Annotated in this window: 25 protein-coding genes and 1 pseudogene; 13 read left to right on the top strand and 13 right to left on the bottom strand. The window is 65.8% G+C overall.

Annotated features, from left to right (window positions below; all coding sequences use genetic code 11):
* Positions 1–4: 4 nt before the first annotated feature.
* Positions 5–292: pseudogene (locus tag ACZ5IQ_RS26735) on the bottom strand (transposase); the annotation flags it as partial.
* Between the two features lie 120 nt (positions 293–412).
* Here ACZ5IQ_RS26735 and ACZ5IQ_RS26730 point away from each other — a divergent pair.
* The 3 genes from ACZ5IQ_RS26730 to ACZ5IQ_RS26720 are packed head-to-tail and all read left to right on the top strand — an operon-like array spanning position 413 to position 3,857.
* Positions 413–727, top strand: a complete 315-nt coding sequence (locus ACZ5IQ_RS26730; protein WP_064857733.1) for a type VII secretion target — start codon at positions 413–415, stop codon at positions 725–727.
* 14 nt (positions 728–741) lie between these two features.
* Entirely contained in the window at positions 742–2,934 is a 2,193-nt protein-coding gene (locus ACZ5IQ_RS26725; protein WP_131808655.1) for a TPR repeat domain-containing protein, read from the top strand.
* A gap of 17 nt (positions 2,935–2,951) precedes the next feature.
* Positions 2,952–3,857 carry a hypothetical protein gene (locus ACZ5IQ_RS26720; protein ID WP_131808654.1) on the top strand — a complete coding sequence of 302 codons (906 nt, stop codon included), beginning with the start codon at positions 2,952–2,954 and terminating at the stop codon, positions 3,855–3,857.
* A gap of 146 nt (positions 3,858–4,003) precedes the next feature.
* Here the strand turns inward: ACZ5IQ_RS26720 and ACZ5IQ_RS26715 are convergent, their stop codons facing one another.
* Positions 4,004–4,153, bottom strand: a complete 150-nt coding sequence (locus ACZ5IQ_RS26715) for a carotenoid oxygenase family protein (protein ID WP_209841066.1) — start codon at positions 4,151–4,153, stop codon at positions 4,004–4,006.
* Complete coding sequence (locus ACZ5IQ_RS26710) at positions 4,111–4,653, bottom strand: carotenoid oxygenase family protein (RefSeq protein ID WP_267324279.1); 543 nt, start codon at positions 4,651–4,653, stop codon at positions 4,111–4,113. The genes ACZ5IQ_RS26715 and ACZ5IQ_RS26710 overlap by 43 nt, the downstream gene beginning before the upstream one ends.
* On the opposite strand from ACZ5IQ_RS26710, the gene ACZ5IQ_RS26705 reads away from it, so the two are divergent.
* A complete protein-coding gene (locus ACZ5IQ_RS26705) occupies positions 4,628–6,265 on the top strand; it encodes an IS1634 family transposase (RefSeq protein WP_064859529.1) in 1,638 nt (545 codons plus the stop codon). The genes ACZ5IQ_RS26710 and ACZ5IQ_RS26705 overlap by 26 nt on opposite strands.
* Positions 6,266–6,328: 63 nt before the next feature.
* Here ACZ5IQ_RS26705 and ACZ5IQ_RS26700 read toward each other — a convergent pair whose 3' ends face one another.
* Complete coding sequence (locus ACZ5IQ_RS26700; RefSeq protein ID WP_234789557.1) at positions 6,329–7,075, bottom strand: carotenoid oxygenase family protein; 747 nt, start codon at positions 7,073–7,075, stop codon at positions 6,329–6,331.
* A gap of 225 nt (positions 7,076–7,300) precedes the next feature.
* On the opposite strand from ACZ5IQ_RS26700, the gene ACZ5IQ_RS26695 reads away from it, so the two are divergent.
* A complete protein-coding gene (locus ACZ5IQ_RS26695; protein ID WP_064857731.1) occupies positions 7,301–8,707 on the top strand; it encodes an IS1380 family transposase in 1,407 nt (468 codons plus the stop codon).
* 347 nt (positions 8,708–9,054) lie between these two features.
* On the opposite strand, the gene ACZ5IQ_RS26690 is transcribed toward ACZ5IQ_RS26695, so the two are convergent.
* Genes ACZ5IQ_RS26690 through ACZ5IQ_RS26675 form a run of 4 tightly spaced genes read right to left on the bottom strand, consistent with a single transcriptional unit; the run spans position 9,055 to position 12,780 of the window.
* Positions 9,055–10,335 (bottom strand): hypothetical protein, encoded by a 1,281-nt coding sequence (locus ACZ5IQ_RS26690; RefSeq protein WP_064857741.1) that lies wholly within the window; start codon positions 10,333–10,335, stop codon positions 9,055–9,057.
* A 20-nt stretch (positions 10,336–10,355) separates the two neighbouring features.
* Complete coding sequence (locus ACZ5IQ_RS26685; RefSeq protein ID WP_064857730.1) at positions 10,356–10,766, bottom strand: hypothetical protein; 411 nt, start codon at positions 10,764–10,766, stop codon at positions 10,356–10,358.
* Positions 10,763–10,948, bottom strand: coding sequence for a hypothetical protein (locus tag ACZ5IQ_RS26680; protein WP_064857729.1), 186 nt, complete (start codon positions 10,946–10,948; stop codon positions 10,763–10,765). Before ACZ5IQ_RS26680 ends, ACZ5IQ_RS26685 begins: the two co-directional genes overlap by 4 nt.
* Positions 10,945–12,780 carry a hypothetical protein gene (locus tag ACZ5IQ_RS26675; protein ID WP_064857740.1) on the bottom strand — a complete coding sequence of 612 codons (1,836 nt, stop codon included), beginning with the start codon at positions 12,778–12,780 and terminating at the stop codon, positions 10,945–10,947. The genes ACZ5IQ_RS26680 and ACZ5IQ_RS26675 overlap by 4 nt, the downstream gene beginning before the upstream one ends.
* A 138-nt stretch (positions 12,781–12,918) precedes the next feature.
* Between ACZ5IQ_RS26675 and ACZ5IQ_RS26670 the strand changes: the two genes are divergently transcribed.
* A complete protein-coding gene (locus ACZ5IQ_RS26670; protein ID WP_064857728.1) occupies positions 12,919–13,587 on the top strand; it encodes a TetR/AcrR family transcriptional regulator in 669 nt (222 codons plus the stop codon).
* Positions 13,588–13,593: 6 nt separating this feature from the next.
* On the opposite strand, the gene leuA is transcribed toward ACZ5IQ_RS26670, so the two are convergent.
* Positions 13,594–15,408 (bottom strand): 2-isopropylmalate synthase, encoded by a 1,815-nt coding sequence (gene leuA / locus ACZ5IQ_RS26665; protein WP_064857727.1) that lies wholly within the window; start codon positions 15,406–15,408, stop codon positions 13,594–13,596.
* A gap of 249 nt (positions 15,409–15,657) precedes the next feature.
* Between leuA and ACZ5IQ_RS26660 the strand changes: the two genes are divergently transcribed.
* The 4 genes from ACZ5IQ_RS26660 to ACZ5IQ_RS26645 all read left to right on the top strand — a co-directional run bounded on the left by ACZ5IQ_RS26660 (position 15,658) and on the right by ACZ5IQ_RS26645 (position 19,726).
* Positions 15,658–16,158 (top strand): hypothetical protein, encoded by a 501-nt coding sequence (locus ACZ5IQ_RS26660; RefSeq protein WP_293024037.1) that lies wholly within the window; start codon positions 15,658–15,660, stop codon positions 16,156–16,158.
* Positions 16,159–16,299: 141 nt separating this feature from the next.
* A complete protein-coding gene (locus ACZ5IQ_RS26655; protein WP_133426300.1) occupies positions 16,300–17,565 on the top strand; it encodes an aspartate kinase in 1,266 nt (421 codons plus the stop codon).
* A 2-nt stretch (positions 17,566–17,567) separates the two neighbouring features.
* Positions 17,568–18,605 (top strand): aspartate-semialdehyde dehydrogenase, encoded by a 1,038-nt coding sequence (locus tag ACZ5IQ_RS26650; RefSeq protein ID WP_464480509.1) that lies wholly within the window; start codon positions 17,568–17,570, stop codon positions 18,603–18,605.
* Between the two features lie 50 nt (positions 18,606–18,655).
* Positions 18,656–19,726, top strand: coding sequence for a DUF4185 domain-containing protein (locus tag ACZ5IQ_RS26645; RefSeq protein WP_464481510.1), 1,071 nt, complete (start codon positions 18,656–18,658; stop codon positions 19,724–19,726).
* Between the two features lie 13 nt (positions 19,727–19,739).
* Here the strand turns inward: ACZ5IQ_RS26645 and ACZ5IQ_RS26640 are convergent, their stop codons facing one another.
* The 3 genes from ACZ5IQ_RS26640 to ACZ5IQ_RS26630 all read right to left on the bottom strand — a co-directional run bounded on the left by ACZ5IQ_RS26640 (position 19,740) and on the right by ACZ5IQ_RS26630 (position 21,561).
* On the bottom strand, positions 19,740–20,699 hold the full coding sequence (locus tag ACZ5IQ_RS26640) for an IS481 family transposase (RefSeq protein WP_212813577.1): 960 nt from the start codon (positions 20,697–20,699) through the stop codon (positions 19,740–19,742).
* Between the two features lie 119 nt (positions 20,700–20,818).
* Positions 20,819–21,094, bottom strand: a complete 276-nt coding sequence (locus ACZ5IQ_RS26635; RefSeq protein WP_212807362.1) for a barstar family protein — start codon at positions 21,092–21,094, stop codon at positions 20,819–20,821.
* A complete protein-coding gene (locus tag ACZ5IQ_RS26630; RefSeq protein WP_212807361.1) occupies positions 21,091–21,561 on the bottom strand; it encodes a guanyl-specific ribonuclease in 471 nt (156 codons plus the stop codon). Before ACZ5IQ_RS26630 ends, ACZ5IQ_RS26635 begins: the two co-directional genes overlap by 4 nt.
* 163 nt (positions 21,562–21,724) lie before the next feature.
* On the opposite strand from ACZ5IQ_RS26630, the gene ACZ5IQ_RS26625 reads away from it, so the two are divergent.
* The gene (locus tag ACZ5IQ_RS26625) at positions 21,725–22,192 is read left to right on the top strand and encodes a hypothetical protein (protein ID WP_244872744.1); all 468 of its coding nucleotides are present in this window, start codon (positions 21,725–21,727) and stop codon (positions 22,190–22,192) included.
* 64 nt (positions 22,193–22,256) lie between these two features.
* Here ACZ5IQ_RS26625 and ACZ5IQ_RS26620 read toward each other — a convergent pair whose 3' ends face one another.
* On the bottom strand, positions 22,257–22,874 hold the full coding sequence (locus ACZ5IQ_RS26620; protein ID WP_244872745.1) for a TetR/AcrR family transcriptional regulator: 618 nt from the start codon (positions 22,872–22,874) through the stop codon (positions 22,257–22,259).
* A gap of 94 nt (positions 22,875–22,968) precedes the next feature.
* Between ACZ5IQ_RS26620 and ACZ5IQ_RS26615 the strand changes: the two genes are divergently transcribed.
* Together ACZ5IQ_RS26615 and ACZ5IQ_RS26610 are read left to right on the top strand one after the other, a co-directional pair.
* A complete protein-coding gene (locus ACZ5IQ_RS26615; RefSeq protein WP_212807359.1) occupies positions 22,969–23,994 on the top strand; it encodes an MCE family protein in 1,026 nt (341 codons plus the stop codon).
* Positions 23,987–25,159: an MCE family protein gene (locus ACZ5IQ_RS26610; protein ID WP_212807358.1), complete on the top strand. Its 1,173-nt coding sequence runs from the start codon at positions 23,987–23,989 to the stop codon at positions 25,157–25,159. Before ACZ5IQ_RS26615 ends, ACZ5IQ_RS26610 begins: the two co-directional genes overlap by 8 nt.
* Positions 25,160–25,203: the final 44 nt, after the last annotated feature.

Here is a 25,203-nt window from a genome sequence, read left to right as displayed (position 1 = left end):
GTTCCCCCGCGAAGAAAGTCGTTGCCGCTTTCAGAATCGCGACATCCTCACGCAGCCTTCGGTTTTCAGCTTTCAGTCGTTTGATTTCGTCGATTTCTTCGCTCGTTACACCCGGGCGTTGTCCGCCATCAATCTGGGCTTGGACCACCCAGCGACGCACCGATTCCTTGCCCACGCCGAGTTGGCGCGCGACCGCCTCGGAGGCCGCGGTCAACGACGAATACTCCTGCTGATGTTCGGTCACCAACCGCACCGCACGGTCACGCAACGCAGGATCGATCTTCTTAGGCATGCTGCTCATCCTTCCGGACTCAAACAGCAGCGGCATCAAACCTGGGGCGGTTCAGGTAGCCTTGATGCACGTTGCGGTTGGGGGCATTCCGCATATGTCACGGGTTTTGGGGGTTAGGTCATGGCGGGAAACGAGTTACGGGTCCGCGTGGACGATTTGCACGTCCGAGCAGCGCGTCTGGACGTGGCCGCTTCTGCGGTGCACACGGAGCACTCGACGGCGCACGCTGATGTGGCCCGCGTGCTGCCGCACTTTGGCGACAGTGTGTCCGGAGCGGCTATCGCTGATGTCTTGGGCACTTGGGAACAGGAAACGCAAGCCCATCACAAGGACATGATCGGGCTGGCTGATCATCACCGCAGCGCGGCAACCAAGTACACCGCTGCCGATGACGATGGGCGGCACAGCATCGACGCTGCCGGCTCGGCGCTGTAGAAGCCGGGTCCAAGGTGGGGCTGACATTGGCTCAGTTGCGCAAGCTGCCCGAGCTGATTGATGAATTTCGTGACGCGGCGCAAAAACGCGCCAATGGCAGCGCGGACGCTGCCAGCGAAATCAAGTCGCTACGGGATGCAACACAGTGGAAAGGCACCGCGCGCGACGCCGCCGACGATGCCTTGAATCGCCGAGTTAGTGCGTTCGATGCCTCCCATGAGAAAGACATGGCCATGGTCGCAGCCGCGACCGCAGCCCATGAACGGGCTCAAAAGACGGTCACCGATCTGAACGCTCTGGTGAACTACGCCGAGCAGCAACCCGCGTGCCACATCGATGAGGCCACCAATACCATCTCTCCACCTAACACGAGTTTCCTGACCGACCAAGCCAAGGCTGCTGCGGAGATGAAGTTCGGTGACCTGCAAAAGCAGATGCAGAAGGTCCTGTCTGAGGGTCAGGAAGCCGATTTCGAATTCGCCAATGCCATCAGGACCGGCACCGGAGGGCAGGTAGCACCGACCAGCAAAGACGGCACCGAGGACGGCAATGCCCTGAGTAGCGGCAAACTTACCCCGGAAGAGTTGGATCGACTCAAAGCCGCAACGCAGCTGACCCCTGAGCAGATCAAGGCGTGGGAGGCGGGCAAGCTCGAGCTGCCGCAATCGCAAATGGACTATCTGAACTCGCTGGCTCGGTCCCTGGACGGCAAGAACATTCAGCAGGTGCGAGCCATGATGGACCAGCTCGACAAGACTAATCCCGGTGCCAGCGCAAATCTCATGAACGGGCTCCAGATGCTGTCCGATCCGAAGGTGCAAGCTGCGGGCGGCGGGATCAAAGGTGGCTTGGATCGGCTGCCGACTGGGATCAAGAACGTGGCCGCCGGGTTGCCGTCAAGTCCTGGCGATATCCATGCTCAAGATCGCCGAGACCTGGCCGCCATCATGATGAAAGGCAGCACCGATTTTTTGCACGGCTCCGACCTGGACCGGTCAGTGCTCAAGCAGACCGAACAGATCCTCAAAGGGGCTCCGGACGGGACGTACAAGCAGGGATGGGAGCTATCGGCCAATCCGGCGCTCAAAGACATGTTGTCAGCGGCCGGACGGGATCACTGGGCCGTGCACGACTTGGTGGCCGGCGCAGATGGCAAGTCGCCCAACAACGAGTACATCAGCAACCTGCTGCGGCACCATTGGGACGACGGCGGCGCAGCCGCCGGCACGCTACTGCATGGACTGGCGCCAGTTGCCAATGACACCACACAACTCGGTGCTGCGACCCGAGCCGGTGAAACCGTGCACGCGTTCGACCAGTACATCGGTTCGCATGGCAAAGAGTTCACCAGCATGACTGCCCTCGAACCCAAGGACCATTGGCATGGTGACGGGCCGGTCTACCGGACAAATGAAATGTTCGGCAAGGCCGATCCCGAGTTGGTTCGCGCTTTGTCCGAGGCGAACACGCCGTTCCTTGATGACATGATGGGGCACAACCTTGACCACAGCCGTGGCTTCACGCCGCTAGACGACCGCACAGACGCGAATATGCCGCACACCCGCGACTTGCTCGGCATCCTGGAGTCCGATCCCGAAGCCGCCAAAACCCTGCACGCCGCGATTGATCAGGATCGGCTGGGCTACCACAAGCAATTCACCGACTCCATCGCCAGTCACAACACCCCTGATGTCGATGCGCTCAACGCTGCCAGTCGGCTCCAGGGACTCGACGATGTCGCCTCCAGTATGTCGCACGCACAACAAGGTGCTCTCGACCACGCTCGCGCTCTCGAAATCTATAACGACAAATCTGCCGCCTATGACGCTCTCAAGACCGCGGGTAGTTCGATTCCGGGCGTCAACTCCGTCATCAATGATCTCGGCAATATTCCGGGCGGTGATGCCATGCTCAAAGATATGCTGGTTGGCAAGCAGCCTGAGGAGCAGGTGGTGCCCCACATTCCGGTTAACAGTGGCGGCGCGACGCAGTATCAGATTGCTCAACAGCTGTTCCAGCAAGGCTACGGTGACCGAAACCTATTCCCAAATGGATTTCCCACCTACCAGGATTACGTCAACGATCAAGGCGTCTTGAGAAGCACTGTTCAGCGCTATCTCGGAAGTGAAATTGCCAGTGATCTAAACGGAGCAGAGAACACCTACCAATCGACGCTTCCGCACCAACCACCGAAATTCGGCAGCTAGCATAGGTGAAGTATTCAATGAAACAGTTCGCTTCGTTTCTCGCCTTCCTCGTCGCCGTGACGACTTTCGGGGCTTGTGCGAGTCACCCCGCGGCAACACCACCACCACCAGCCGCAAAGACCAAGATTCCCAATTGGCCCAACGAACTCGACGGCTTGAGGTTCCGCTGGACAGCCGAACCGGGCATCGATTTGCTGACGGGTCCCGCGGTCCCGTTGCGGGCGTATCTTGAGTCCTATCGCGTCGGCTACATGACCAAAACGATCGACACGGTATACCCAGGATTTCAGCGTGCGGTACCCGAAATTCCGATCCCAGCTAGCAGTGGGTCGGCTGCCGCGGAATGGAACCGACTGCCGTTCCAACTCGAATGGATAAGGCCTGCCATTGATGAACACATCAACTTCGGCAACGGCCCATTTTACGGCAACGAGTATTTCCACGTCCTCGAAATTGCGACTACTCCTGACGGATATCGCGCGTATGTATGTGATGGTTCATACAATGTATTTCATCCGGCGGTGGGGAACCCGGGAAAATACACCTCCATCGAGGACTATCGGTCGGGATCGAACTCTGATGCCCAAAAACGTGAGAGAGACGCTCTTAACGTTTGGCGCATTGAATTCAGCAACAAAACTAAAGGGCTGGACAAGGGAACTCCACAGAAGGGCCCTAACCCCGCGCCGATTGGGGACGTATTCGGTCGCTGGCGCATTGACGGCGCAGCTATGGGTAACTTCTGGGGTCCGGTAGACGATTCACCGACGCCCCAGGCGCCCGAGTACCTCCAGCGACTAGAACAATGCAGCAAGGCGATGCCGCACAACCCCCAGCAGCGAGCTCAAATCCTCATGAGCGTGCTTGATTCAGCACCGGTCGCAGACCCACCGGTTCCTGGCTGGCCGGATACCGCCGCCTAGGAAAGCAGAGCATCGCTGACCGAGTAGCAGTCGCGACATCTATTCGACCCGAGTGCAATCGTTGTCTCTGGCCTGCGTGTCCCTGGCCCGATCCCGACCTGACTGTTATTTCCGCGTGGCGGGCTGCCTCGTGCCGGAAGGCAGCGTCAGCCGGCGACACGCCGCGTGAACGTGCCGTGGAACCCGATCGGCAGGTGGTGTTCCAGATGCGCGGTGGCCAGCGGCCCGTCCTCGATGGTGCGGGCATCGAAGATCACCAGCTGCGAACGATGCTTCCGCAGATCGTGATTGAGCACCAGCAGCCAGCCGTCGTCCTCGGCAGCGGTGCGGTACGGGGCACGAACAACGGTTCGCCCGTCTGGGCCAGGCCGAAGTCGAACGTGGTCTGATCCCCGGTGCGGTGGTCGATGCGCGTCACCGCGTTGTAATGGCCGACGTCCTCGGTGGCCTTGCAGGCGTAGGTGACGTTGTGCTCCAGCGTCGAGCGACGCCAGTCGTACTGGGGGAATTCCATTGGGGCCGTTGCCGATAGCACCGTCTCGGTGATCCGTCCGGACTTGCTGATCCGGAACCGCGACAGGTGCCCGCGGGGCCACTCGTCGATGGTCAGGTGCGCGCGGGGGTCGGTGGGGTCCGACGGGTCCTGCCAGGCCTTACCGAGCTCCTGACTTCGGACACGGTCGGCGGGCTTTCGATCTGATAGGTCCGTGACCTGCGGGTTTGTCTGTCTCGGTGCTGTGTTTGGGGTACTAGGCGGGTAGGTTCGGGCGGTGGCGTACGTGCGGAAGGTGCGCACGACCTCGGGCGCGGTGGCGGTGCAGGTCGCGCGCAAGGACCAGGGCAAAGTGGTGATTTTGGCGCACCTGGGTTCGGCGCATACCGATGCTGAGCTGGGCATTTTGCTCGACGCGGCGCGCCAGATCGTTGCCGGCGGGCAGGCGGCACTCGATTTCGAGGTGGCCGCGCGTGCGGAGTCGATGACCGAGGTGCCTGACTTCCGCATGCAGCGGTCGCTGATCGCCGAATCCGTCGGGGCGAGCGTGGCGCCAGTGGTGCCGCCGGGACGCACGATGGGCACCTGTTCGCGGTTGCTCTACGACGTCGTCTCGGGGGTCTATGATTGGCTCGGGTTCAATGGGGTCGCCGACAGCGTGTTCCGGGATCTGGTGATCGCCCGGATCGTTGAGCCCACCAGCAAGGCCGATGCAGAGCGGGTGTTGACCGATCTGGGTGCATCGACGGTGTGTTACCGCACGATGGCTCGTCACCTCGACCAGGTCGGGCCGGGTGGGTATCGGGATGCGATCGCCGCCAAATGCTTTGACTACAGCGGCAATTGCGGCGGATTGTCCCTTCTGTTGTACGACGTGACCACGCTCTATTTCGAGGCCGAGAACGAGGATGATCTCCGCAAAGTAGGGTTCAGCAAGGAACGCCGGATCGACCCTCAAATCGTCGTCGGACTGCTCGTCGACCGGACCGGATTCCCCTTGGAAATCGGCTGTTTCGAAGGAAACACCGCCGAGACGACGACCATCGTGCCGATCATCACCAGTTTCCTGGACCGCCACGGCCTCAAGGACACGCCGATGGTCGTGGCCGCTGACGCCGGGATGCTCTCGCAGAGCAATCTCAAAGCGCTCGACGAGTTGGGCTTGTCGTTCATCGTCGGCTCGCGAGTCACGAAAGCACCCCGGGACCTTGAATCCCATTTCCATTGGTACGGTGATGTTTTCACCGACGGCCAGGTCATCGACACCGTCACGCCCCGCCACGGCAACACCAAGGTCAACGACACCAAGCTGCGTGCCGAACCCGTCTGGGATCCCGAACACGACTCGGGGGCCTGGCGGGCGATCTGGTCATACTCGGCCAAACGGGCCCGGCGCGACCAGAAAACCTTGGCCGCCCAGGAAGCCCGCGCACGGGCGATCGTCGCCGGCGACAAGAAGGCCAAGGCCGCGCGATTCGTGAAAGTCCGCGGCGATGACCGCACCCTCGATGAGACCAACCTCGCCCGCGCCCAATCCCTGATCGGCCTCAAGGGTTACGTGACCAACGTGCCGATCACGGTCATGCCCCCCACCGAGGTGATCGCCAAGTATCACGACCTGTGGCACGTGGAGAAGTCATTTCGCATGTCCAAGAGCGACCTTCGTGGACGGCCCATGTTTCACCACACCCGCGCAGCCATCGAGGCCCACCTGACCATCGTGTTCACCGCCCTGGCCGTCGCCCACGCCATCCAGTCACGCACCGGACTGTCCATCGCCAAGGTCGTCAAGCAACTCCGACCACTGCGCAGCGCCACCATCAACATCAACGGAACGACACAGACGTTCCCGCCAGCCATTCCCGACGCCCAGCGCCAGATCCTCACCGACCTCGGCATCAAACCCGGGTACTAGGCCAAATGTCCGAACTCAGGTGTTATTTCCGCGTGGCGGGCTGCCTCGTGCCGGAAGGCAGCGTCAGCCGGCGACACGCCGCGTGAACGTGCCGTGGAACCCGATCGGCAGGTGGTGTTCCAGATGCGCGGTGGCCAGCGGCCCGTCCTCGATGGTGCGGGCATCGAAGATCACCAGCTGCGAACGATGCTTCCGCAGATCGTGATTGAGCACCAGCAGCCAGCCGTCGTCCTCGGCAGCGGTGCGGGTACGGGGCACGAACAACGGTTCGCCCGTCTGGGCCAGGCCGAAGTCGAACGTGGTCTGATCCCCGGTGCGGTGGTCGATGCGCGTCACCGCGTTGTAATGGCCGACGTCCTCGGTGGCCTTGCAGGCGTAGGTGACGTTGTGCTCCAGCGTCGAGCGACGCCAGTCGTACTGGGGGAATTCCATTGGGGCCGTTGCCGATAGCACCGTCTCGGTGATCCGTCCGGACTTGCTGATCCGGAACCGCGACAGGTGCCCGCGGGGCCACTCGTCGATGGTCAGGTGCGCGCGGGGGTCGGTGGGGTCCGACGGGTCCTGCCAGGCCTTACCGAGCTTGCCGAAGATGTCCGAGTCCTCGAACCGGAAGAACTCCACCACGGTGTCGGAACCGTCTTCGAATGCGTTGGTGACGTGGATGTGCGTCAGCGCCTCGTGCTCGATGATGCGGGGCTTGGACCCGTCGCGCGGCACCAGGGCGAATCGCGTCGCCCCGTTGCGGGTCTGGTATTCCAGGGCTTTCGCCAGTGATCGGGTGCGCAACAGCGTGGGGATGTTGGGCCGCAACGGGTCATACAACCTCTATCTGAGGACATCTGTCCTCAGTTTTGAGCCCGAGCCTGTCGATGTCAAGGTTTCAGGCCGAATCGCCACTTATCGCCCGCTCCGAGCCCGAATTTTTCGCGGATTGTTGCTGGTGAGGGTGTGTAGATAAGCGAAAGTGCCTGTCCTGCAAGGAATAATCGGACTTGTCTAAGGTTCGGATCGTTCCAGCGGGAAGGCACCTCGCAGGTGAAGAATATCGCGACCGCAGCACGGGTGAAAGTGTCCGCCGACGGCCACGGCGTCGTGTCGCATGCCGGGATGGCCATGTTGCGGGAACTCGCGGACCGGACCGGGCTATCGGCGCAGGTCACCGCCGCGTTGGCCGACACCTACCGCGGCCCGTGGGTGTATGCCCCCGGGGAGGTGTTCGCCGACCTGGCGGCCGCGGTCGCCGACGGAGCGGACTGCATCGACGCCGTCGGCCAACTGTGCGGCGACCGGGAGCACGCCTTCGGCGCGAAAGCCTCCACGACCACGATGTGGCGGCTAATCGACCAACGGATCGACGCCGCACATCTGCCCGCGGTGCGGGCAGCACGAGCCGCCGCACGGGTGGCGGCGTGGGAGGCCGGCGCCGCCCCCATCTCGGGCGATTGGCTGCACATCGACATCGATGCCACCCTGGTGATCGATCACTCCGACAACAAGCACGGTGCCACGCCGACCTGGAAGAAAACGTTCGGCCACCACCCGCTGCTGGCCTTTCTGGACCGCCCCGAGATCGCCGGTGGGGAAGCCCTGGCCGGGCTGCTGCGCACCGGCAACGCCGGCTCCAACACCGCCTCCGACCACATCATCGTCTTGGCCCAGGCGCTGGCGGCCCTCCCGCCGGGGTGGCGACCCGACCCGAATCGCGACCAGGATGTCCCCCGACCGCAGGTGCTGGTGCGCTGCGACACCGCCGGGGCCACCCACCGATTCGCCGCAGCCTGCCGCACCGCGGGAGTCGGGTTCTCCTTCGGCTACCCCGTCGATGCCCGGGTCCAGGACGCCGTGGACACCCTCAACCTCGGGGCGTGCTGGTATCCGGCGATCGAGGGCGCCGGTGGTCTGCGTGACGGTGCCTGGGTCGCCGAGGCCACCGATCTGGTGAGCTTGGACTCCTGGCCGCCCGGAACGCGGTTGATCCTGCGCAAGGAGCGCCCGCATCCCGGTGCGCAGTTGCGGTTCACCGATGCTGACGGGATGCGGGTCACCGCGTTCATCACCGACACACCACCCGGTGTTGTTCCAGGGCAGGTCGCCGGTCTGGAACTACGGCACCGCCAACACGCCCGCGTCGAAGACCGGATCCGCGAACTGAAGGCCACCGGCCTGCGTAACCTGCCGTGTCACGGTTTTTGGGCCAACGCCGCCTGGCTCGAAATCGCCCTGGCCGCCGCCGACCTGGTCACCTGGTGCCGACTCATCGGATTCCGCACCCATCCCGGTTTGGCCCGTGCCGAGATCGCCACGTTCCGCTACCGGGTCCTGCACGTGGCCGCCCGCATCACCCGCAGCGCCCGCCAAGTCCGGTTGCGCATCGATGCCACCTGGCGGTGGGCCGCCCAGATCGCGACCGCCTGGCAGAAGATCCGCACCGCCTTCGGTTGACCGACAGCCCCATCTCCGATCGACCACGAAAGGCCAACTGGCACTGGGAAAGCCCGCCCCTCCCGGCGACACGGGATCACCCCACCACGCCCCGAGGCCGCAAAAAACCACCCTCACCACGGACCCCGCCGCAAGTCCGGGCCCCATCAACCTCGACGAAAAATCCGGGCGAGCGTGCGTACAGATTGCCGATTTCGCAGTTGTCGCGATCTACGCGCACATTGGCAGAGTCGTCGAAGCAGACCCGGCCGCGACTGTGCGGCCAGAAGGTCTTCACGGTGAAATTGGCGATCTGTACGCACATTCGTGTTCTGGGGACCGTGCAGACGCACGGCCCCTTCGGCGAGCTAACCGCCGAACAGCAGGTACAGCCCCGTGAAGGTGTAGCCGACCATCACCAGCATCATCGCCAGCTGCCCGGTGAGTTGATGCCGCTTGGGCAGCACGCGCAGCGCACAGTCGTGCGCGGCCACCACGCCCGCGATGTGCCCGGCCACCACGAACAGCACCTTGGTCGTGGCCAGCAGCGAAGGGTGCTTCGACAGCAGGTAATACACGTGCGCGTCGTGCAGGCCCAACAGCTGGAAGACGGTCTGCTGCCCCTTTTCGACGAGATAGGTCAGGTAGTGCGCGAACACATAGCCGATGACGATCGGGATGAGGGAGTGCGCCAGCAATCCGGGCAGCTGCCGGCGCCGCGCGCGATCCACCCCGCCGGTGGCGCAGGCGGCGAGGCTGAACGACACCGCGACCGTCGTGACAAATACCGCCAACCCAACGGTTTTCATCGCAGTGACCTGCCACCCGCCGTGCGCATGCGCTTCGACGACCCCCCGCCACGTCGGCGTCGCCGAGAAGCTGTCGAAGGCCGTCGAGCCCAGCAGCACCGCGAGCACCGTCACCGTGCCAGGCCGGATCGGCAATGTGGGCAGGTGATTGAACGGATTGCCGACGGCGATCCGGCCGTCGGCGTTGCGCCGCACCGGGGCGCATCGCGAGGCCACCACGCTGTACACCTCGAACGGGTCGGCGTGCGAGCACCAGCGGGTGCCGCACGCCGCGGCCCCGGCCAGCGTCACGCAGAAGTAGATCAGCAGCCAGATCCGCACAGCGCCAACAGAACCCGGGTCGGGGCTGGCCAACTCGAGCCAGACGAACGCGAACAGCCCGGCGGCCGCGGGCCAGTAGCCGAGCTGCGCGGGATACGCATCGCGGCTCAGCCGCAGCAACCGGGCAATGGTCCGCACCGGCGACAGCACCCGCCACACCGGGCCGAAAAGCACTGACAGCGCGACGATTCCGACCCACAGCAGCACGTAGAACACGCCTGGTAACGGGTTGCCGGACCCGGACGGCCCGGCGACGGACACCACCGCGACCCACCCGGCGAACGCCAGCGCCAGCAGCCCGACCGCCCACCGCGTCGCAGGCGCGTCGACGGCCGTCGTCACCCAGCGCGGCAATGGCCGTCCCGGCGCCTCCGGATCGAACCGCGGCTTGCGCCAGGCCAGTGCCACCACCGCGAAGGTGAAGGTCAAGGCCCACGCGGCGCCGATCAGCGCGTACGTCAGCGGGATCGGAAGATCACTGGACCCGCCAAGCCCGTGTGCCAGGACGGTCGAGGTCACGGCGTCGGGACGCACAGTGCTTACTGCACCGTGATGGTGGCGACGGTCTTGTCCAGGTGGTGCAGCTCGACGTCGACCTTGCCCGGCACGTCCACCGTGAACTGGAACTCCTGTCCCTTCTCCGGCTTGATGTCGAAGGTGTGCTCGGGGCTCGAGTGCACGTGCAGCTGGTCGGCGGCGTCACTGTTGACGCGGACGATGATCGGCTGGCCGAGCTTCGCCTGCACCTGCTGGTTGATCGGCGTCGCGGTGCCGCCCGCGATGGTCACGTCGATGTACACGCGCGCAGGCGGGGCCTGGGGGTTGCTCAGTTGCGTTGTGCTCGTTGTGGAGGCGCTCGACGAACCGCTGGGCGTCGACTCGGTCTTGCTGCAGCCGGCGAGCGCCAGCGCGACGACGCCGGCCACGGCGAAGGTCTTCACAAAGGTCACGTGGAACCATCCTCATCGGTTGAACCTGGTGTCTCCGATTCGGTTTCGTCGCCGTCGGAGGTGGAGCTGTCGTGCGCCCGCCGGTCCTTCATGGCCACCCAGGCGACCACGCCGGCCACGACGAACGCCGGGGCGAACGCCGGCAGCGCCAACAATAGCGAGTGATCGGCCAGATAGGTCACGGCTGTCCGACGGGTTCCCTGGTCTCCGTGGCGCTGAACTGCTCGCGCGAATTGATCCGTCCCGCACCCCAACTCAGCAACGCGATCAGGATCAGCGAGCACACCAGCACGATCAGCGAGGCGGCCGGGTACAGCCACGACGGCACATCGAGGTTGCGTTCGCGCTGCAGAACCTTGATCTCCTCCATGAAGTCACGGGTTGTCGAGATCGCCGGTGTCTCCTCGGCGCCGATGCCAGGATCGGCAGGCAGGTAGACCGGGACGGCCGCCATGGTCCGGCCGTCCTGCACGCGCAGCACCGTCTTCCACGTGCCCCAGACCGGGATCGGCCGGGTCGACCGGTAGTGCCCGGGGCCGACCTGCTGCAGGTGGTCGGCCACCAGGCCGCGCTCATGTTCGAGCTTGCCCTGCCACGCCATCAGCGTGACCCATTCCGGGTCGTCACTGATCAGATTGGTCGGTGTGACCTGGATGTCGGCGTTGACCAACCGCTGCCCAGCTGGGCTCGGTGCCTCGGTGAGGGTGATCTGCGCGCGGGCGTGCTCCGGCACCGTGACGTTCAGCCCGTTGGCCACGGCTGCGCCGATCACCAGGACCGTGGCGACCACGATGCCGATGCCGATCGGACGCGCGGGCAGGCGCTGGCCCGCCAGGACGATGGCCAGCAGGGCGCCGCACATTCCCATGCCGATGGCAACGGGCGTCGACATCGTCAGCGCCTCGCCCCACATGCTGCTGGGCCACGGGGTGCGGAACAGGGCGTCGACCCAGAACGATTCCAGCCACATGCCGACGGTGCCCACGCCCAGCCCGGCCACCGCGCCGAACAGGATGGGGCGGTTGACGAGCGGGGTCAGGCCGATCAGCTCGACGACGATCGCGGAGCCCAGGTACAGCGCACACCAGCTGTACGGCGAACCCAGGATGGGTCCGACTGCCAGTGCGACGAGTCCGCGGATGAACAACGCGAAGGCGATGGCCCCGAAGGTGGAGAAGCGGCCCAGCGTGAGTCGGGTGGCCACCAGCGACATCGCCGCCGCGGCGGCGATCAGCATGGGGTGCAGCACCAGCCGGAACTGTTCGACGCCGAAGTCGTATTCGACGGGGAACACCGACAGGCCGATCACCAGACCACCGAAGGCCAGGTACGGCAGCACCTTGCTGCGGGCGGGCGGGGCGTCGGCGCCCATCGCGATATCGCCTTCGCGCTCCAGGAGCAGCGTGGCGACCAGCGACAGACCGGCGCCGCCGATGAGCATCAAATGTGTCGGGCCCCACAGCGTGACGTCCTGACCGAAGATCCGGTGCCAGATGTCGTCGAGCGGAAAGCCGATGAGCGCGTACAGCCCGCAACCGGCCATCAGCACGCCGCCGACCGGCGCGTACCAGGTTTTGGTGATCTTGATGGCGGCCGGACCGGGTTTGTCATACGGCAGGATGATCGACAGCGAGCCGGCGATGAACAGCAGGAACAGACCGACCAGGATGAAGTAGTGCGCCGGGTTGGCGAGCGGGCCGGCGTCGCGGCCCTTGCCGATGTGCAGGCTGACGTCCCAGATGAAGCCGAACATCGCGCAGATGATCGTCGAGATGAACAGCAGCGAGGGCAGGGCCACCCAGCTGGGCCGGTTCATCTTGCGGCCGGCCTTGTCCGCCAGATCCTGCAGCCAGGTGATGCGGCGTTGCCGGTGCAGATAGCCGATCCACAACAGGCCGGCCGTGATGATGCCCGTGGCCACGGACATCCCGAGCACCTGGTCGAGGGCAGCGCCCCCGCCTTCGGTTCCGGCCCCGGCCACCACGGTGACCTGCTCGGCGAGCTGTGCTGCCATGTTCCACCCCACTATGTAGATGAACCCTGAACCTTACTCGTCGGTAATATTGCCAGAAGACCGCGTTTGAAACGGGAGTCCGTCTTCCTTCTTCGGATTTCGACATCATGTGGCAGTCGGAGGGAGGGGTTGCGCCAGATGGCTGACGACGGATCGGGCGCCGGTTCAGGTGCCGCGCCGCAGCGACGGTACTCCGGCAGGTCAGCGGAGGAGCGACGGGCCGATCGGCGGCGGCTGCTGCTGGACGCGGCCGAGGCGCTGTGGCGCGAGGGCGGACTGTCGGCACTGAGCGTCCGTGCGGTCTCGGCCCGCGCGAAACTCACCGACCGCTACTTCTACGAGCAGTTTGCCGGCCTCGGTGCGCTGATCGGCGCCGTCATCGACGACGTGTTGGAGGGGCCCTTCGCCGCGATGCTGGCCGGGGGCAGCGCGCCCGAGTCGGCGACGGTCCAGACCCGGCTGACGCTGGGGCTGGCCGGGTTCATCGAGCATGCCGAGAGCGACCCGCTGGCCGTCCGGATCTTCCTGACCGACGCCCGGCACATCGAATCGGTCTCCGAGCACATCCGCATCGCGCAGCACCGGGTGGCTGCCGCCATCCTGGCGCTGCTGCAGCCCGACCGCGACGCCGATCAGGAGAGCTTCGACGCGGCCCTGTTCTGCGTCGGCGGGGTGGCCACCCTGATCAACGAACGGCTGCTCGGCGAGTCGAAAGCCGTTACCGCACAAGACTTTGCCGAGCAGGCGGTCAATTGGTGCGCCCGGGTCCTCCGGGTGCCGGAGGAGCCGGGTGCGCCGGGCTGGTGACTTCGGCTAGCCGCGCGCGGCCCGGTTCACCGCCGAGACGACGGCTCGCAGCGACGCCGTGGTGATCGACGGCGCGATGCCGACGCCCCACACCGTCTTGCCGCCGATCGACGCCTCGACGTAGGCCGCGGCCTGTGCTTCCTCGCCGGCCGACATGGCGTGCTCGGAGTAGTCCAGCACGTTGACGTGGAAGCCGACGGCGCCCAGCGCGTCGGTGAAGGCCGCCAGCGGACCGTTACCGGCCCCGACGATCTCGCGCTCCTCGCCGTCGATCTTCACGATGGCGGTGATGGTGTCGGTGCCGCCATCCTCTTCGGCCGCGTCGACCCGCTGCCGCATGCGCTCCAGCGGGGTGATGGGCGCCAGGTACTCCTCGTTGAAGACGTCCCACATCTCCTTCGGGGAGACCTCGCCGCCTTCACCGTCGGTGATCTTCTGGATGGCCTGGCTGAACTCCATCTGCAGGCGGCGCGGCAGCACCAGCCCGTGGTCGGCCTTCATGATGTAGGCGACGCCGCCCTTGCCGGACTGCGAGTTCACGCGGATGACGGCCTCGTACGTGCGGCCGACGTCCTTGGGGTCGATGGGCAGGTAGGGCACCTGCCACAGGATGTCGTCGACGTCCTGATCGGCCTCGTCGGCATCCACCTTCATCTGGTCCAGGCCCTTGTTGATGGCGTCCTGGTGGCTGCCGGAGAACGCCGTGTACACCAGGTCGCCGCCGTAGGGGTGGCGCTCGGCGACGGGCAGCTGGTTGCAGTACTCGACCGTGCGACGGATCTCGTCGATGTTGGAGAAGTCGATCTGCGGATCGACGCCACGGCTGAACAGATTCAGACCCAGCGTCACCAGGCAGACGTTGCCGGTGCGCTCACCGTTGCCGAACAGGCAGCCCTCGATGCGGTCGGCGCCGGCCAGGTAGCCCAGCTCGGCGGCCGCGACGCCCTCGCCGCGGTCGTTGTGCGGGTGCAGGCTCAGGATGATCGAGTCACGCGGCGCCAGGTGCCGGTTCATCCACTCGATCGAGTCGGCGTAGACGTTGGGCGTCGCCATCTCGACGGTCGCCGGCAGGTTGACGATCAGTGGCCAGTCCGGGGTCGGCTGCACGATCTCGGCGACCGCGTTGCACACCTCGACGGCGTACTCCAGCTCGGTACCGGTGTAGGACTCCGGCGAGTACTCGAACCGCCACAGCGTGCCCGGGTATTTCTTGGCCTCCTCGACGCACAGCTTGGCGCCGTCGGTGGCGATCTTCTTGACGGCCTCGCGGTCCGCGCGGAACACCACGCGGCGCTGCAGGATGGACGTCGAGTTGTAGAAGTGCACGATGACGCGCGGTGCGCCGTTGCAGGCCTCGAAGGTGCGCTCGATCAGCTCGGGCCGGCACTGCGTCAGCACCTGGATGGTGACGTCGTCGGGGATCGCGCCCTGCTCGATGATCTCGCGGACGAAGTCGAAGTCGGTCTGGCTGGCCGACGGGAAGCCGACCTCGATCTCCTTGTAGCCCATGCGGACCAGCAGGTCGAACATCCGGCGCTTGCGCTCGGGGCTCATCGGATCGATCAGGGCCTGGTTGCCGTCGCGCAGGTCGACCGCACACCAGCCGGGCGCGACGGTGGCGACCTTGTCGGGCCACGTGCGGTCGGGCAGGGAGATGTTCTCGACCTCGGCGGCGAAGCTGCGGTACCGGTTGACCGGCATCGCGGAGTTGCGCTGGGTGTTCCAGGACGGCTGGCCTTCGCGGCGCGGGCCGGACGGGGTGGTGATGGCGCGTACCGACGAGAAGGAGTCGGCAGAAGAATCGGGAGAGTAGGTGGTCACGGTTTTTTGCTCCGGTCTGTCTGGATGGGACCTAGAAGGTCAGGACCGGCGCATCTCAAACCCCCGCGACGGGAGGCCGGTCGGATCAGACCCCGTCGCGGCGTCCGAGGAGGAGCACCCGCGCGCTATACATCGGTGACGAGTTTACTCCCGTCCGGTAGATCGCCAAAACGAGGTGGGGCTGCCGGGTGACAACGTCCTGGCCAGGTGTAATGGGCAGCGCACTCACTGTGCCGATACAGTTCGACCGTGTTGACGAGATGGTTGTTGAGCCTGGACCGCAGCTGGAAGATCGGCATCGCGGTCGCGCTCGCCGTCGTCATCGGCCTCGTGGTGTGGCAGACCGAGTTCCGCGGGCCGACGCCGGAGTGCAAGCCGGTGCGCGACATGCTCGACTACAACAAGGCGCAAGCCGCGCAGATCGAGTCGAAGATCGACAAGAACGGCAACGGCGTCCCGACCATCGCCGAGGAGACGGCCTACCGGGCCTGGGCCGACGGCATGGCAGAGCGGGCGCAGAAGGTGACCGGTGACAAGGTCGCCGCCAACGCCGTGCAGCTGGCGGCGCTGGCCTCGCAGTTCACCTCGGCGCTGGACGCCTACCGGATCGCCGCCCAGGGCCGGGCACCCGGCGCCCCCGCGCCCACCGAGGCCTACCAGCTGTCGGCGATCAACGCGCAGATCACCGAACAGATGAAGGCGTTGACCGACGCCTGCCCGGCGCAGCGGAAGCTCACCGACATCTTCTGACCCGGGCGAGAGTGACGAACGTCTCGCGCGTTGCAGGTCGGGCAGGCGACCGGGCAACAAAAACGGCTTCGTCCCTCCCTTATCCTTGTGGGCAGCATTGATGCGAATGCTTGCTGCCAATTCAGAGAAGGAACGCGAACAGTGGCGCTCGTCGTCCAGAAGTACGGCGGATCCTCGGTGTCTGACGCCGAGCGGATCCGCCGAGTCGCCGAGCGAATCGTCGAAACCAAGAAGGCCGGCAATGACGTCGTCGTCGTGGTCTCGGCCATGGGCGACACCACCGATGATCTGCTCGATCTCGCTCGCCAGGTGTCCCCGGCGCCGCCCGCCCGTGAGATGGACATGCTGCTCACCGCAGGTGAGCGCATCTCGAACGCGCTGGTCGCCATGGCCATCGAGTCCCTCGGCGCGCAGGCCCGGTCGTTCACCGGTTCGCAGGCCGGCGTGATCACCACCGGCACGCACGGCAACGCCAAGATCATCGACGTCACCCCGGGCCGTCTGCGCGACGCGCTCGACGAGGGCCTGATCGTGCTGGTCGCCGGCTTCCAGGGCGTCAGCCAGGACAGCAAGGACGTCACCACGCTGGGCCGTGGCGGCTCGGACACCACCGCCGTGGCGCTGGCCGCCGCGCTGAACGCCGACGTCTGTGAGATTTACACCGACGTGGACGGCATCTTCACCGCCGATCCGCGCATTGTGCCCAACGCCCGCCACCTGGACACCGTCTCCTTCGAGGAGATGCTGGAGATGGCGGCCTGCGGGGCCAAAGTGTTGATGCTGCGCTGCGTGGAATACGCCCGCCGCTACAACGTTCCGATTCACGTCCGGTCCTCGTACTCCAACAAGACCGGCACCATCGTCAAAGGATCGATCGAGGACATCCCCATGGAAGACGCCATCCTCACCGGAGTCGCGCACGACCGCAGCGAGGCGAAGGTCACCGTCGTCGGCGTTCCCGACGTTCCGGGCTACGCCGCCAAGGTGTTCCGCGCGGTCGCCGACGCCGACGTGAACATCGACATGGTGCTGCAGAACATCTCGAAGGTGGAGGACGGCAAGACCGACATCACCTTCACCTGTTCGCGCGAGAACGGCCCCGGCGCCGTCGAGAAGCTGACGTCCCTCAAAGACGAGATCGGTTTCTCTCAGGTGCTGTACGACGATCACATCGGCAAGGTGTCGCTGGTCGGCGCCGGTATGCGCAGCCACCCGGGCGTCACCGCGAAGTTCTGCGAGACGCTGGCCGAGGTCGGCGTCAACATCGATCTGATCTCGACCTCCGAGATCCGAATCTCGGTGCTGGTCAAGGACACCGAGCTGGACAAGGCTGTCGCCGCGCTGCACGAGGCCTTCGGTTTCGCCAGCGAAGAGGCCGCGGTCGTATACGGCGGGACGGGGCGCTAGTCATGGTGAACATCGGTGTGGTGGGTGCGACCGGTCAGGTCGGCCAGGTCATGCGCAAGCTCCTCGAGGAGCGCGACTTCCCGGCGACCTCCGTGCGGTTCTTCGCCTCGGCGCGGTCCGAGGGCAAGAAGCTGACGTTCCGCGGCCAGGAGATCGAGGTCGAGAACAGCGAGACCGCCGACCCGTCGGGTCTGGACATCGCGCTGTTCTCCGCCGGCGCGACCATGTCGCGCGTGCAGGCCCCGCGCTTCGCCGCCGCCGGCGTCACGGTGATCGACAACTCGTCGGCATGGCGCAAGGATCCCGATGTGCCGCTGGTGGTTTCGGAGGTCAACTTCGATCGCGACGTCCGCGGCAAGCAGCTCGCCAAGGGCATCATCGCCAACCCGAACTGCACCACCATGGCCGCCATGCCGGTGCTCAAGCCGCTGCACGACGAGGCCGGACTGACCCGGCTCATCGTGTCGAGCTACCAGGCCGTGTCCGGTTCCGGTCTCGCCGGTGTCGACGAACTGGCCTCGCAGGCCCGCGCGGTCATCGGTGGCGCCGAGCAACTGGTGCACGACGGATCGGCGCTCGAGTTCCCGGCGCCCGTGAAATACGTTGCGCCCATTGCCTTCAACGTCATCCCGCTGGCCGGCTCGCTCGTCGACGACGACTCGGGCGAGACCGACGAGGACCAGAAGCTGCGCAACGAGAGCCGCAAGATCCTCGGCATCCCGGAGCTGGCCGTGAGCGGTACCTGCGTGCGCGTGCCGGTGTTCACCGGGCACTCGCTGTCGATCAATGCCGAATTCGCGCAGCCGCTTTCGGTGCAGCGGGCCCGCGAACTGCTGGCCGACGCGGCCGGGGTGGCGCTGGTCGACGTGCCGACGCCGCTGGCTGCCGCCGGCGCCGACGACTCGCTGGTCGGCCGCATCCGCCAGGACCCCGGCGTGCCGGACGGTCGTGGCCTCGCGCTGTTCGTCTCGGGTGACAACCTGCGAAAGGGCGCGGCGCTCAACACTGTTCAGATCGCCGAACTGCTCGCCACGCGCTGATCTTGCGGGCGGGGGCGGCGTCGATCGCGGCGCTGGTGCTCGGGCTCGGCATGGGGATGCCGGCGGCGCAGGCTGATCCGCCTGCGCCGGTACCGACTCCGGTGCTGAAACCGCTGGTCGTCGGGCAGGTGACACGCATCGGCCCGGTCGCCGGGACCGGCACGCCGACAGCCGATTACGGCATCGGTGCGACGGACCTCTGCGAGTTCATGGAGTTCCCGAGCGGCATCCTGCAGATCTGCGGCGACAGCTTCGCGGGGCAGGGCGTCGGATTCGGGGGCTGGTATGCGCCCGTCGCGCTGCACGTCGAGACCGACTCCGTCAACTCTCCGGACGGCCTGCGGTACCGCGGTGTCATGGGCGTCGACAAGCCGTTGTTGGCCGACGCCAAGGCTCCTGGCACGTCCCAACTTCCGGCCGGCGTGGTGAGCATCAACCGGGAGAACTACCTGTTGATCACCACGACGCGCGACCTGAAGCCGGCGAGCTCGCGACTGGTCAAGGCCGACCCGGCGCGCGCGGCCTGGCCGACCGTGCCGGGCTCTGTGCGGCCGGCCGGCTATGCCGGGGGAGCGCAGAGTCAGATCACGGGCTATTACGACCCGGTGCCCACCGCAGATTCGCCGCGTGGCTGGGTTTACCTGGTCGCCAACAACTTTGACCGCAGCAGCCCGGCCTACCTCTACCGGGCCACGCCGCAGGCGTTCACGGACCGATCCAGCTGGCAGGGCTGGTCCGCCACGGCGGGCTGGGGCAAACCGCCAACTCCGTTGTGGCGCGACCTGATCGGCGAGATGAGCATGAAGCAGGTCGACGGCAAGACCGTGCTGTCGTACTTCAACAGCAGCACCGGCAACATGGAGGTCCGCGTCGCGAACTCGCCGACGGAACTCGGCACCGCGCCGGTGACGACGGTCGTCGTGGCCGGCGGCTGGCCCGAGCAGGCCGACGAACTGCCTGAGCCGCAAGACAATCAGCTGGCACAGCCGTACGGCGGCTACATCTCGCCGGGCTCGACGCTCGATGAACTGCGCATCCTGGTCAGCCAGTGGAACACCACGCCGCGCGATACCGCGCCCTACCGCGTCATCCAGTTCGCCGTGAATCCGGTCAAGCCCTAGGTGTACTCGGCCATCAGGTTGGTCGCAGTCGGCTGATGGGTGGTAGTCCGTCGAGTGCGCTGTGGCGGCGTTGAGTGTTGTAGAACTCGACCCAGGGTGCAAGGGCTCGGGCGCGGTCTGCGTTGGAGGCGAAAACCCGGCGATAGGACCATTCGCCTTGCAGCGTCCGGTTGTAGCGCTCCACCTTGCCGTTCTGCCACGGGCAGTGAGGCCTGATGAAGAGGTGTTTAGCATGCAGCTGGTCGATGATCGCCGCGACGTCGGCCGAGCGTCGATAGCTGAAATGGTTGTCAGTGATGACTCGTTCGATACTCGAAATCCCTTGTGATTGAAAGTATTCAGCCGCCCGAGCGATGAACCCGGCACATGTTGATCCCTTCTCATCGGGATGGATCTCTGAGTACGCCAGCCGGCTGTGGTCATCGACCATCGAGTGCACGTAGTCATACCCGATGCCGCGGCCGCGGACCTCTTCGCTGCGCCCGTGAGCGCGCCACCCGCCCCCGTCGGGGATGCGGCCGAGCTTCTTGACATCGACGTGGACCAGTTCGCCAGGATGGTCGCGCTCGTAGCGCACCGCAGTGGCCTTCGATGCCTTGATCACCGCGCCGGTCATCGGATCGCAGTCGCGCAGATGAGGTACGCCCCGACGATGAAGAATCCGTCCGACGGTCCGCGCGGGGATCCCAAGTTCGGCACCCAGCCAGTCCGGGCCCCGGCGATGCCGGCGGCGCGCCGCCACCACCTGTCGTTCCACCCGCGCTGGGGTCTTGGTCGGACTGTGGTGCGGTCGTGAGGACCGGTCGTGAAGTCCGGCCTCTCCCTCGAGGGCATAACGGCTGATCCAGGTGTGGACGCATTTGCGGGAAATGCCCATCGCTGAAGCGATATGGGCTTGTTTCCAGCCCTGCTGATGCCGCTGCACAATCAGCAGCCGGCCGTGCAACGTCGTACGGGCATTACGGTGGGACACGAGAACCTCCGGGTTGGTGATGGGCCTTCGACAAGCCACACCTCACCCGGAGGTTCTCCCCACATCAAGCCAACACGCCCGCTACCAACGTCATGGCCGAGTACACCTAGGCGCTGTTGTCAGCGCAGCACCAGGTCGACGCCGGCGCTGTCGAACACCTCGAGCAGTCCGCTCCAGGTGTGAGAATCCAACGCCTTCTTGGCTTTTGAACTGTCGGTCAGCACGAAGCGGAACGGCTCGTCGTCCGGCGTGCCGAAGCCGCCGCCGAGGCAGTCGGCCAGTGCGTCCAGATTGCTGCCGAAGTAGCCGCCGCTGCCGTTGACGGCGTGCCCCAGCTCGGTGAAAAGGTCTGCGCGGGAATGGATCCGCGCACCCCGCACGGTGAACGTCTTCACGCTCCTCCGATCTGGCAGAACGTCTCGTAGTGGTCGCCGGTGTAGTAGAACTCCGGTGGGTTGGTCGGCGGCTCGCCGCCGGTGATGACCCGTCGGGTGCCGCGCGTCTTCGCGCCCGGCGTGGGCACCGTGTACTCGTGGTAGTAGCCGCGCTGCTGGTTCGGCAGCCGGCGCTCGAAGTTGCCGAACACGATGCCGTCGCGTGAATAGGGGAACGGCCCGCCGCGGTGGATCAGGTCGACCGTGGTGGTGGTCTCGGGTGGCAGCGACGACAGCTGGCAGACGGGCAGCCCGGACTTGCTCTTGGTCGTCGGTGCCGGCGCTTGGGTGTGGGAGGCAGCCGTGGGCGACGCCGTCGGAGCCGGGCCCGTCAGCACGGCGGTCTGCTTCGCGCACGCCGGGGTGAGGGTCAGGAGCAACGCGGTGCCGCAGGCGAGAGCCGCGGCGCGCAGGGTGGTTCTGGACATCTCACCTTTTCTGCCGCGCGTGCTGATATCGGAGCGTCGGCCGGCCCCCAAAGCCCGGCCGAAGCTCCGCTACACAGGCCACGCTACCGCGCCGCGCGCCTCATAGCTGATTCTTACGCGCAACCTAGCCACCGCAGTGGTTGACGGACGGATCATCGATGGCATGAGTGACGAAACCCCTAAAGAAACGCCAGAGGCGCCGGACACCCCGACGGACTCCTTCCCGCCCGTAGCAACGGCCACCGCAGTGGCCACCCCGCCCGCCGAGCACGAGCCCAGCAAGCTGAACAAGGTGCTGGCGTGGGTTGGCATCGTCGCGGGCATCGTGTTCATCGTCGCGACGATTTTCTTCTCCGGCTTCATTCTCGGCGCGCATTCCGGCGGCGGCCACCACGGCTGGCACAAGCACCACCGCGGGCATGACACCGCGGAGTTCCGCGAGGGCCACGGACCGCGCGGCGGCGGCATGTGGCATCCGATGTTCCCCGGCGGCCCCGGCTGGCAGGGTCCCGGCGGACAGGGCCCCGGTGGGCCCGGCGGACAGGGCCCCGGTGGTCCCGGCGGACAGGGCCCCGGTGGCCCCGGACCGCAAGCACCCGGCCAGCCCGGACCGGCCCAGCCCGGTCGCTGACCCCACCACAGTCCCGCGTCACACGACAGGCCGTGCCCGCGCAGGGTGCGGCCTGTCGTCTGCTCTAGGCCTGCCCTTCGGCCGCCAGGCGGTTCGCGACCACTGCTCGATAGCCGGTGGTCAGCAGTTCGACGATCCGTTCCTCGAGCTCGGTGGAGTCGTCGTCGGCGGCGATGGTGGAGACGTACATGGCGGCACCCGCCGCCATGATCAGGACGGCGCGCGCATCCAGTTCCGCACTGCGCCGCTCTTCGGCGGTCTGTGCTCCGACGTCGTCGGCGAACAGTTCGACCGCCGGTCCCGTGAACCGATTCCACAGCGACCGCCCCAGCTGTTTGTCTTCGACCAGGGCCTGGGTGAGGTCGGGTGCCGCAGCCTTCATATCGGGGCGGTTGAACAGGGCCCGGCTGCCGCGGACGACGAAATCTATCCAGCCGTAGACATCGGTGCCATCGAACGGCGTCAGGTCGGGTGCCACGCCCATCACCGCATCGATGACCAACGCGCCCTTCGACGGCCATCGCCGAGCCAGGCTGGCGCGCGTGACGCCGGAGCGCTGCGCGACGAGGCGCATGCTCAAATCCTGAAACCCGACCTCTGACAGGAGCTCTCGGGTTGCCGTCAGGACGCGATCGTCGATACTCGCGTCCCGTGGCCGGCCCGGGCCTGACTGACTGCTCACGGGTCCATCATCACAGCACCCGACTGTCGGCGATGCCATTGACGCCATGCCGGTAATTAGTGTACCACTGGATCACTAATTAAGGAGGTTGGCGATGGCCGCCGGGGCGAAGGTGACTGCGTTCACCGTGGTGATGCTGTTGGTCGCCGCCGCGCTGGTGGTGGTGTTCGGCCAGTTCCGGTTCGGGACGGGCGAGCGGTACCACGCCCAGTTCACCGATGCCTCACGTCTGACAGTCGGTCAGGACGTGCGGATGGCCGGGCTGCCGGTGGGCAAGGTCGACCGCGTGTCGCTGGGCGCCGACAACACCGTCGACGTGCTCTTCAGTGTTGATTCGCGCTACCGCCTCTACACGTCGACCAGGGCCGTCATCCGCTATCTGAACCTCACCGGTGACCGCTATCTCGAATTGGCCTTCGCCGCAGGAGATTTGCACGAGCTGGCTGCGGGGGCGACCATCCCGCTGAGTCACACCCAGCCCGCCGTGGATCTCGACGCGCTCTTGGGCGGCCTGCGTCCCGTGCTCAAGGGCCTCGACGGCGACAAGGTCAACGCCATCACCGCCGCCGTCATCGATCTGCTCCAGGGCCAGGGCGGTGCTGTGTCCCAACTGCTTTCGACGACAGGAAACTTCGCGCAGAATCTATCCGGCCGGGATCAGCTCATCGGCGACGTCGTCACCAACCTCAATGCGGTTCTCGGCAGCGTGGATTCGAAGAGCCGGCAGTTCGGCACCAGTATCGACACGCTCCAGCAACTGCTGACCGGTCTGGCGCAGGACCGTGACCCCATCGCCGGAGCCATCGGGCCGCTGGCCGCGTCGTCGGCGGAGCTGACCCAGATGCTGGAGCGCTCCCGGCGGCCGGTCCAGGGCGTCCTCGAGAATGTGCGTCCCTTTGCGCAGCGGGTCTACGAGCGCAAGGCGGAGGTCAACGCCGCCATCGAGCCCCTCGCCGAGAGCTATCTGCGGCTCAATTCACTTGGCGCGTATGGTGCGTTCTTCAACATCTTCTTCTGCTCCAGCAAGATCAAGCTCAGCGGGCCGGCGGGTAGCGACATCATCATTCCCATCGGCGGAGCTCCCGACCCATCGAAGGGCCGGTGCTCGGAGAATGGGTGATCGTCGTATCGGGTTGCGCGGCTGCGCGCTCCTGGCCTGTGTCGCCGCCGCATTGTCGGGGTGCCAGTTCGACGGATTGAATTCGCTGTCGTTGCCGGGGACGGCCGGTCACGGCCCGGGCTCCTTCGAGGTGACCGTCGAGCTGGACAACGTCGTTGGCCTGCCGCAGAATTCGCCGGTAAAGGTCGGGGATGTGACCGTGGGAAGCGTCTCCGGGGTCGCCGTCAGGCAGCGCGCCGACAGCACCGTGTATGCGGCCGTTCGTCTTTCGTTGGACCGCCACGTTGATCTCCCCGAAAACGTGTCGGTGATGGTCGGGCAAACCTCGCTGTTGGGCTCCCAGCACGTCGAACTGGTGCCGTCGAACCAGCCGGTGCCCGCCAAGCTGGCCGACGGCGCGCACCTCCGGCTCGGCCGGGGAGGTCACTATCCCACCACCGAAGAGGTGCTGGCCGCGCTCGGTGTCATCGTCAACAACGGCAATCTCGGTGCCCTGCAGGATATTACGAACGAGGCGTACGCAGCTGTGGCCGAACGCGCGACCACGTTCACCGGATTGGTGGCGAAGCTGGCCGAGTTGACCGGCTTCCTCGATGCGCAAACGGGCACCATCATCACGGCGATCGAAGGCGTCGACCGGACAGCGGCAGCATTGGCGCACGGCGCCGGCGCGCTGGCGCGGACGCTGGAGACGCTGCCCGCCGCACTCGATGCCCTGAACCGAAATCGCGCCAACATCGTCGCGGCGTTCGCCGCACTGCGCCGATTGGCCTCGACTGCCGAACGCGTTCTGTCGCAGTCCAAGGACGACTTCGCTGCCGATCTCAGGGACATATTTCCCATCATCAAGGCCCTCAACGACAACGCCGATGACTTCATTCACGATCTGGAAATCCTGCCCACGTTCCCGTTCTCCCAGAAGTACCTGCGCAACGCCGTTCGAGGCGACTATCTCAACGTCTTTTCGACATTCGACCTCACCCTGCGGCGGCTCGGCGAAAACATGCTCACCACCTCGGCGCTCGACCCGAACATGCCGCGGCTGTCCGAGATCGTCAATCCGCCGGATTTCCTGATCGGTGCGCTCGCCAATCTGTCCGGCCAGGCCGCCGACCCGTTCCAGATTCCGCCCGGAACTGCCACCCAGCACGGTGCGAAGCCGTGAAAGACGTTGTTGTAACACGACTTATCGAAAGGACTCCGCGCAGA

Source organism: Mycobacterium toneyamaense, from assembly GCF_055384815.1.
The sequence above is the reverse complement of the archived record's forward strand: the minus strand, read 5'-3'. Positions and strand labels throughout refer to the sequence as shown.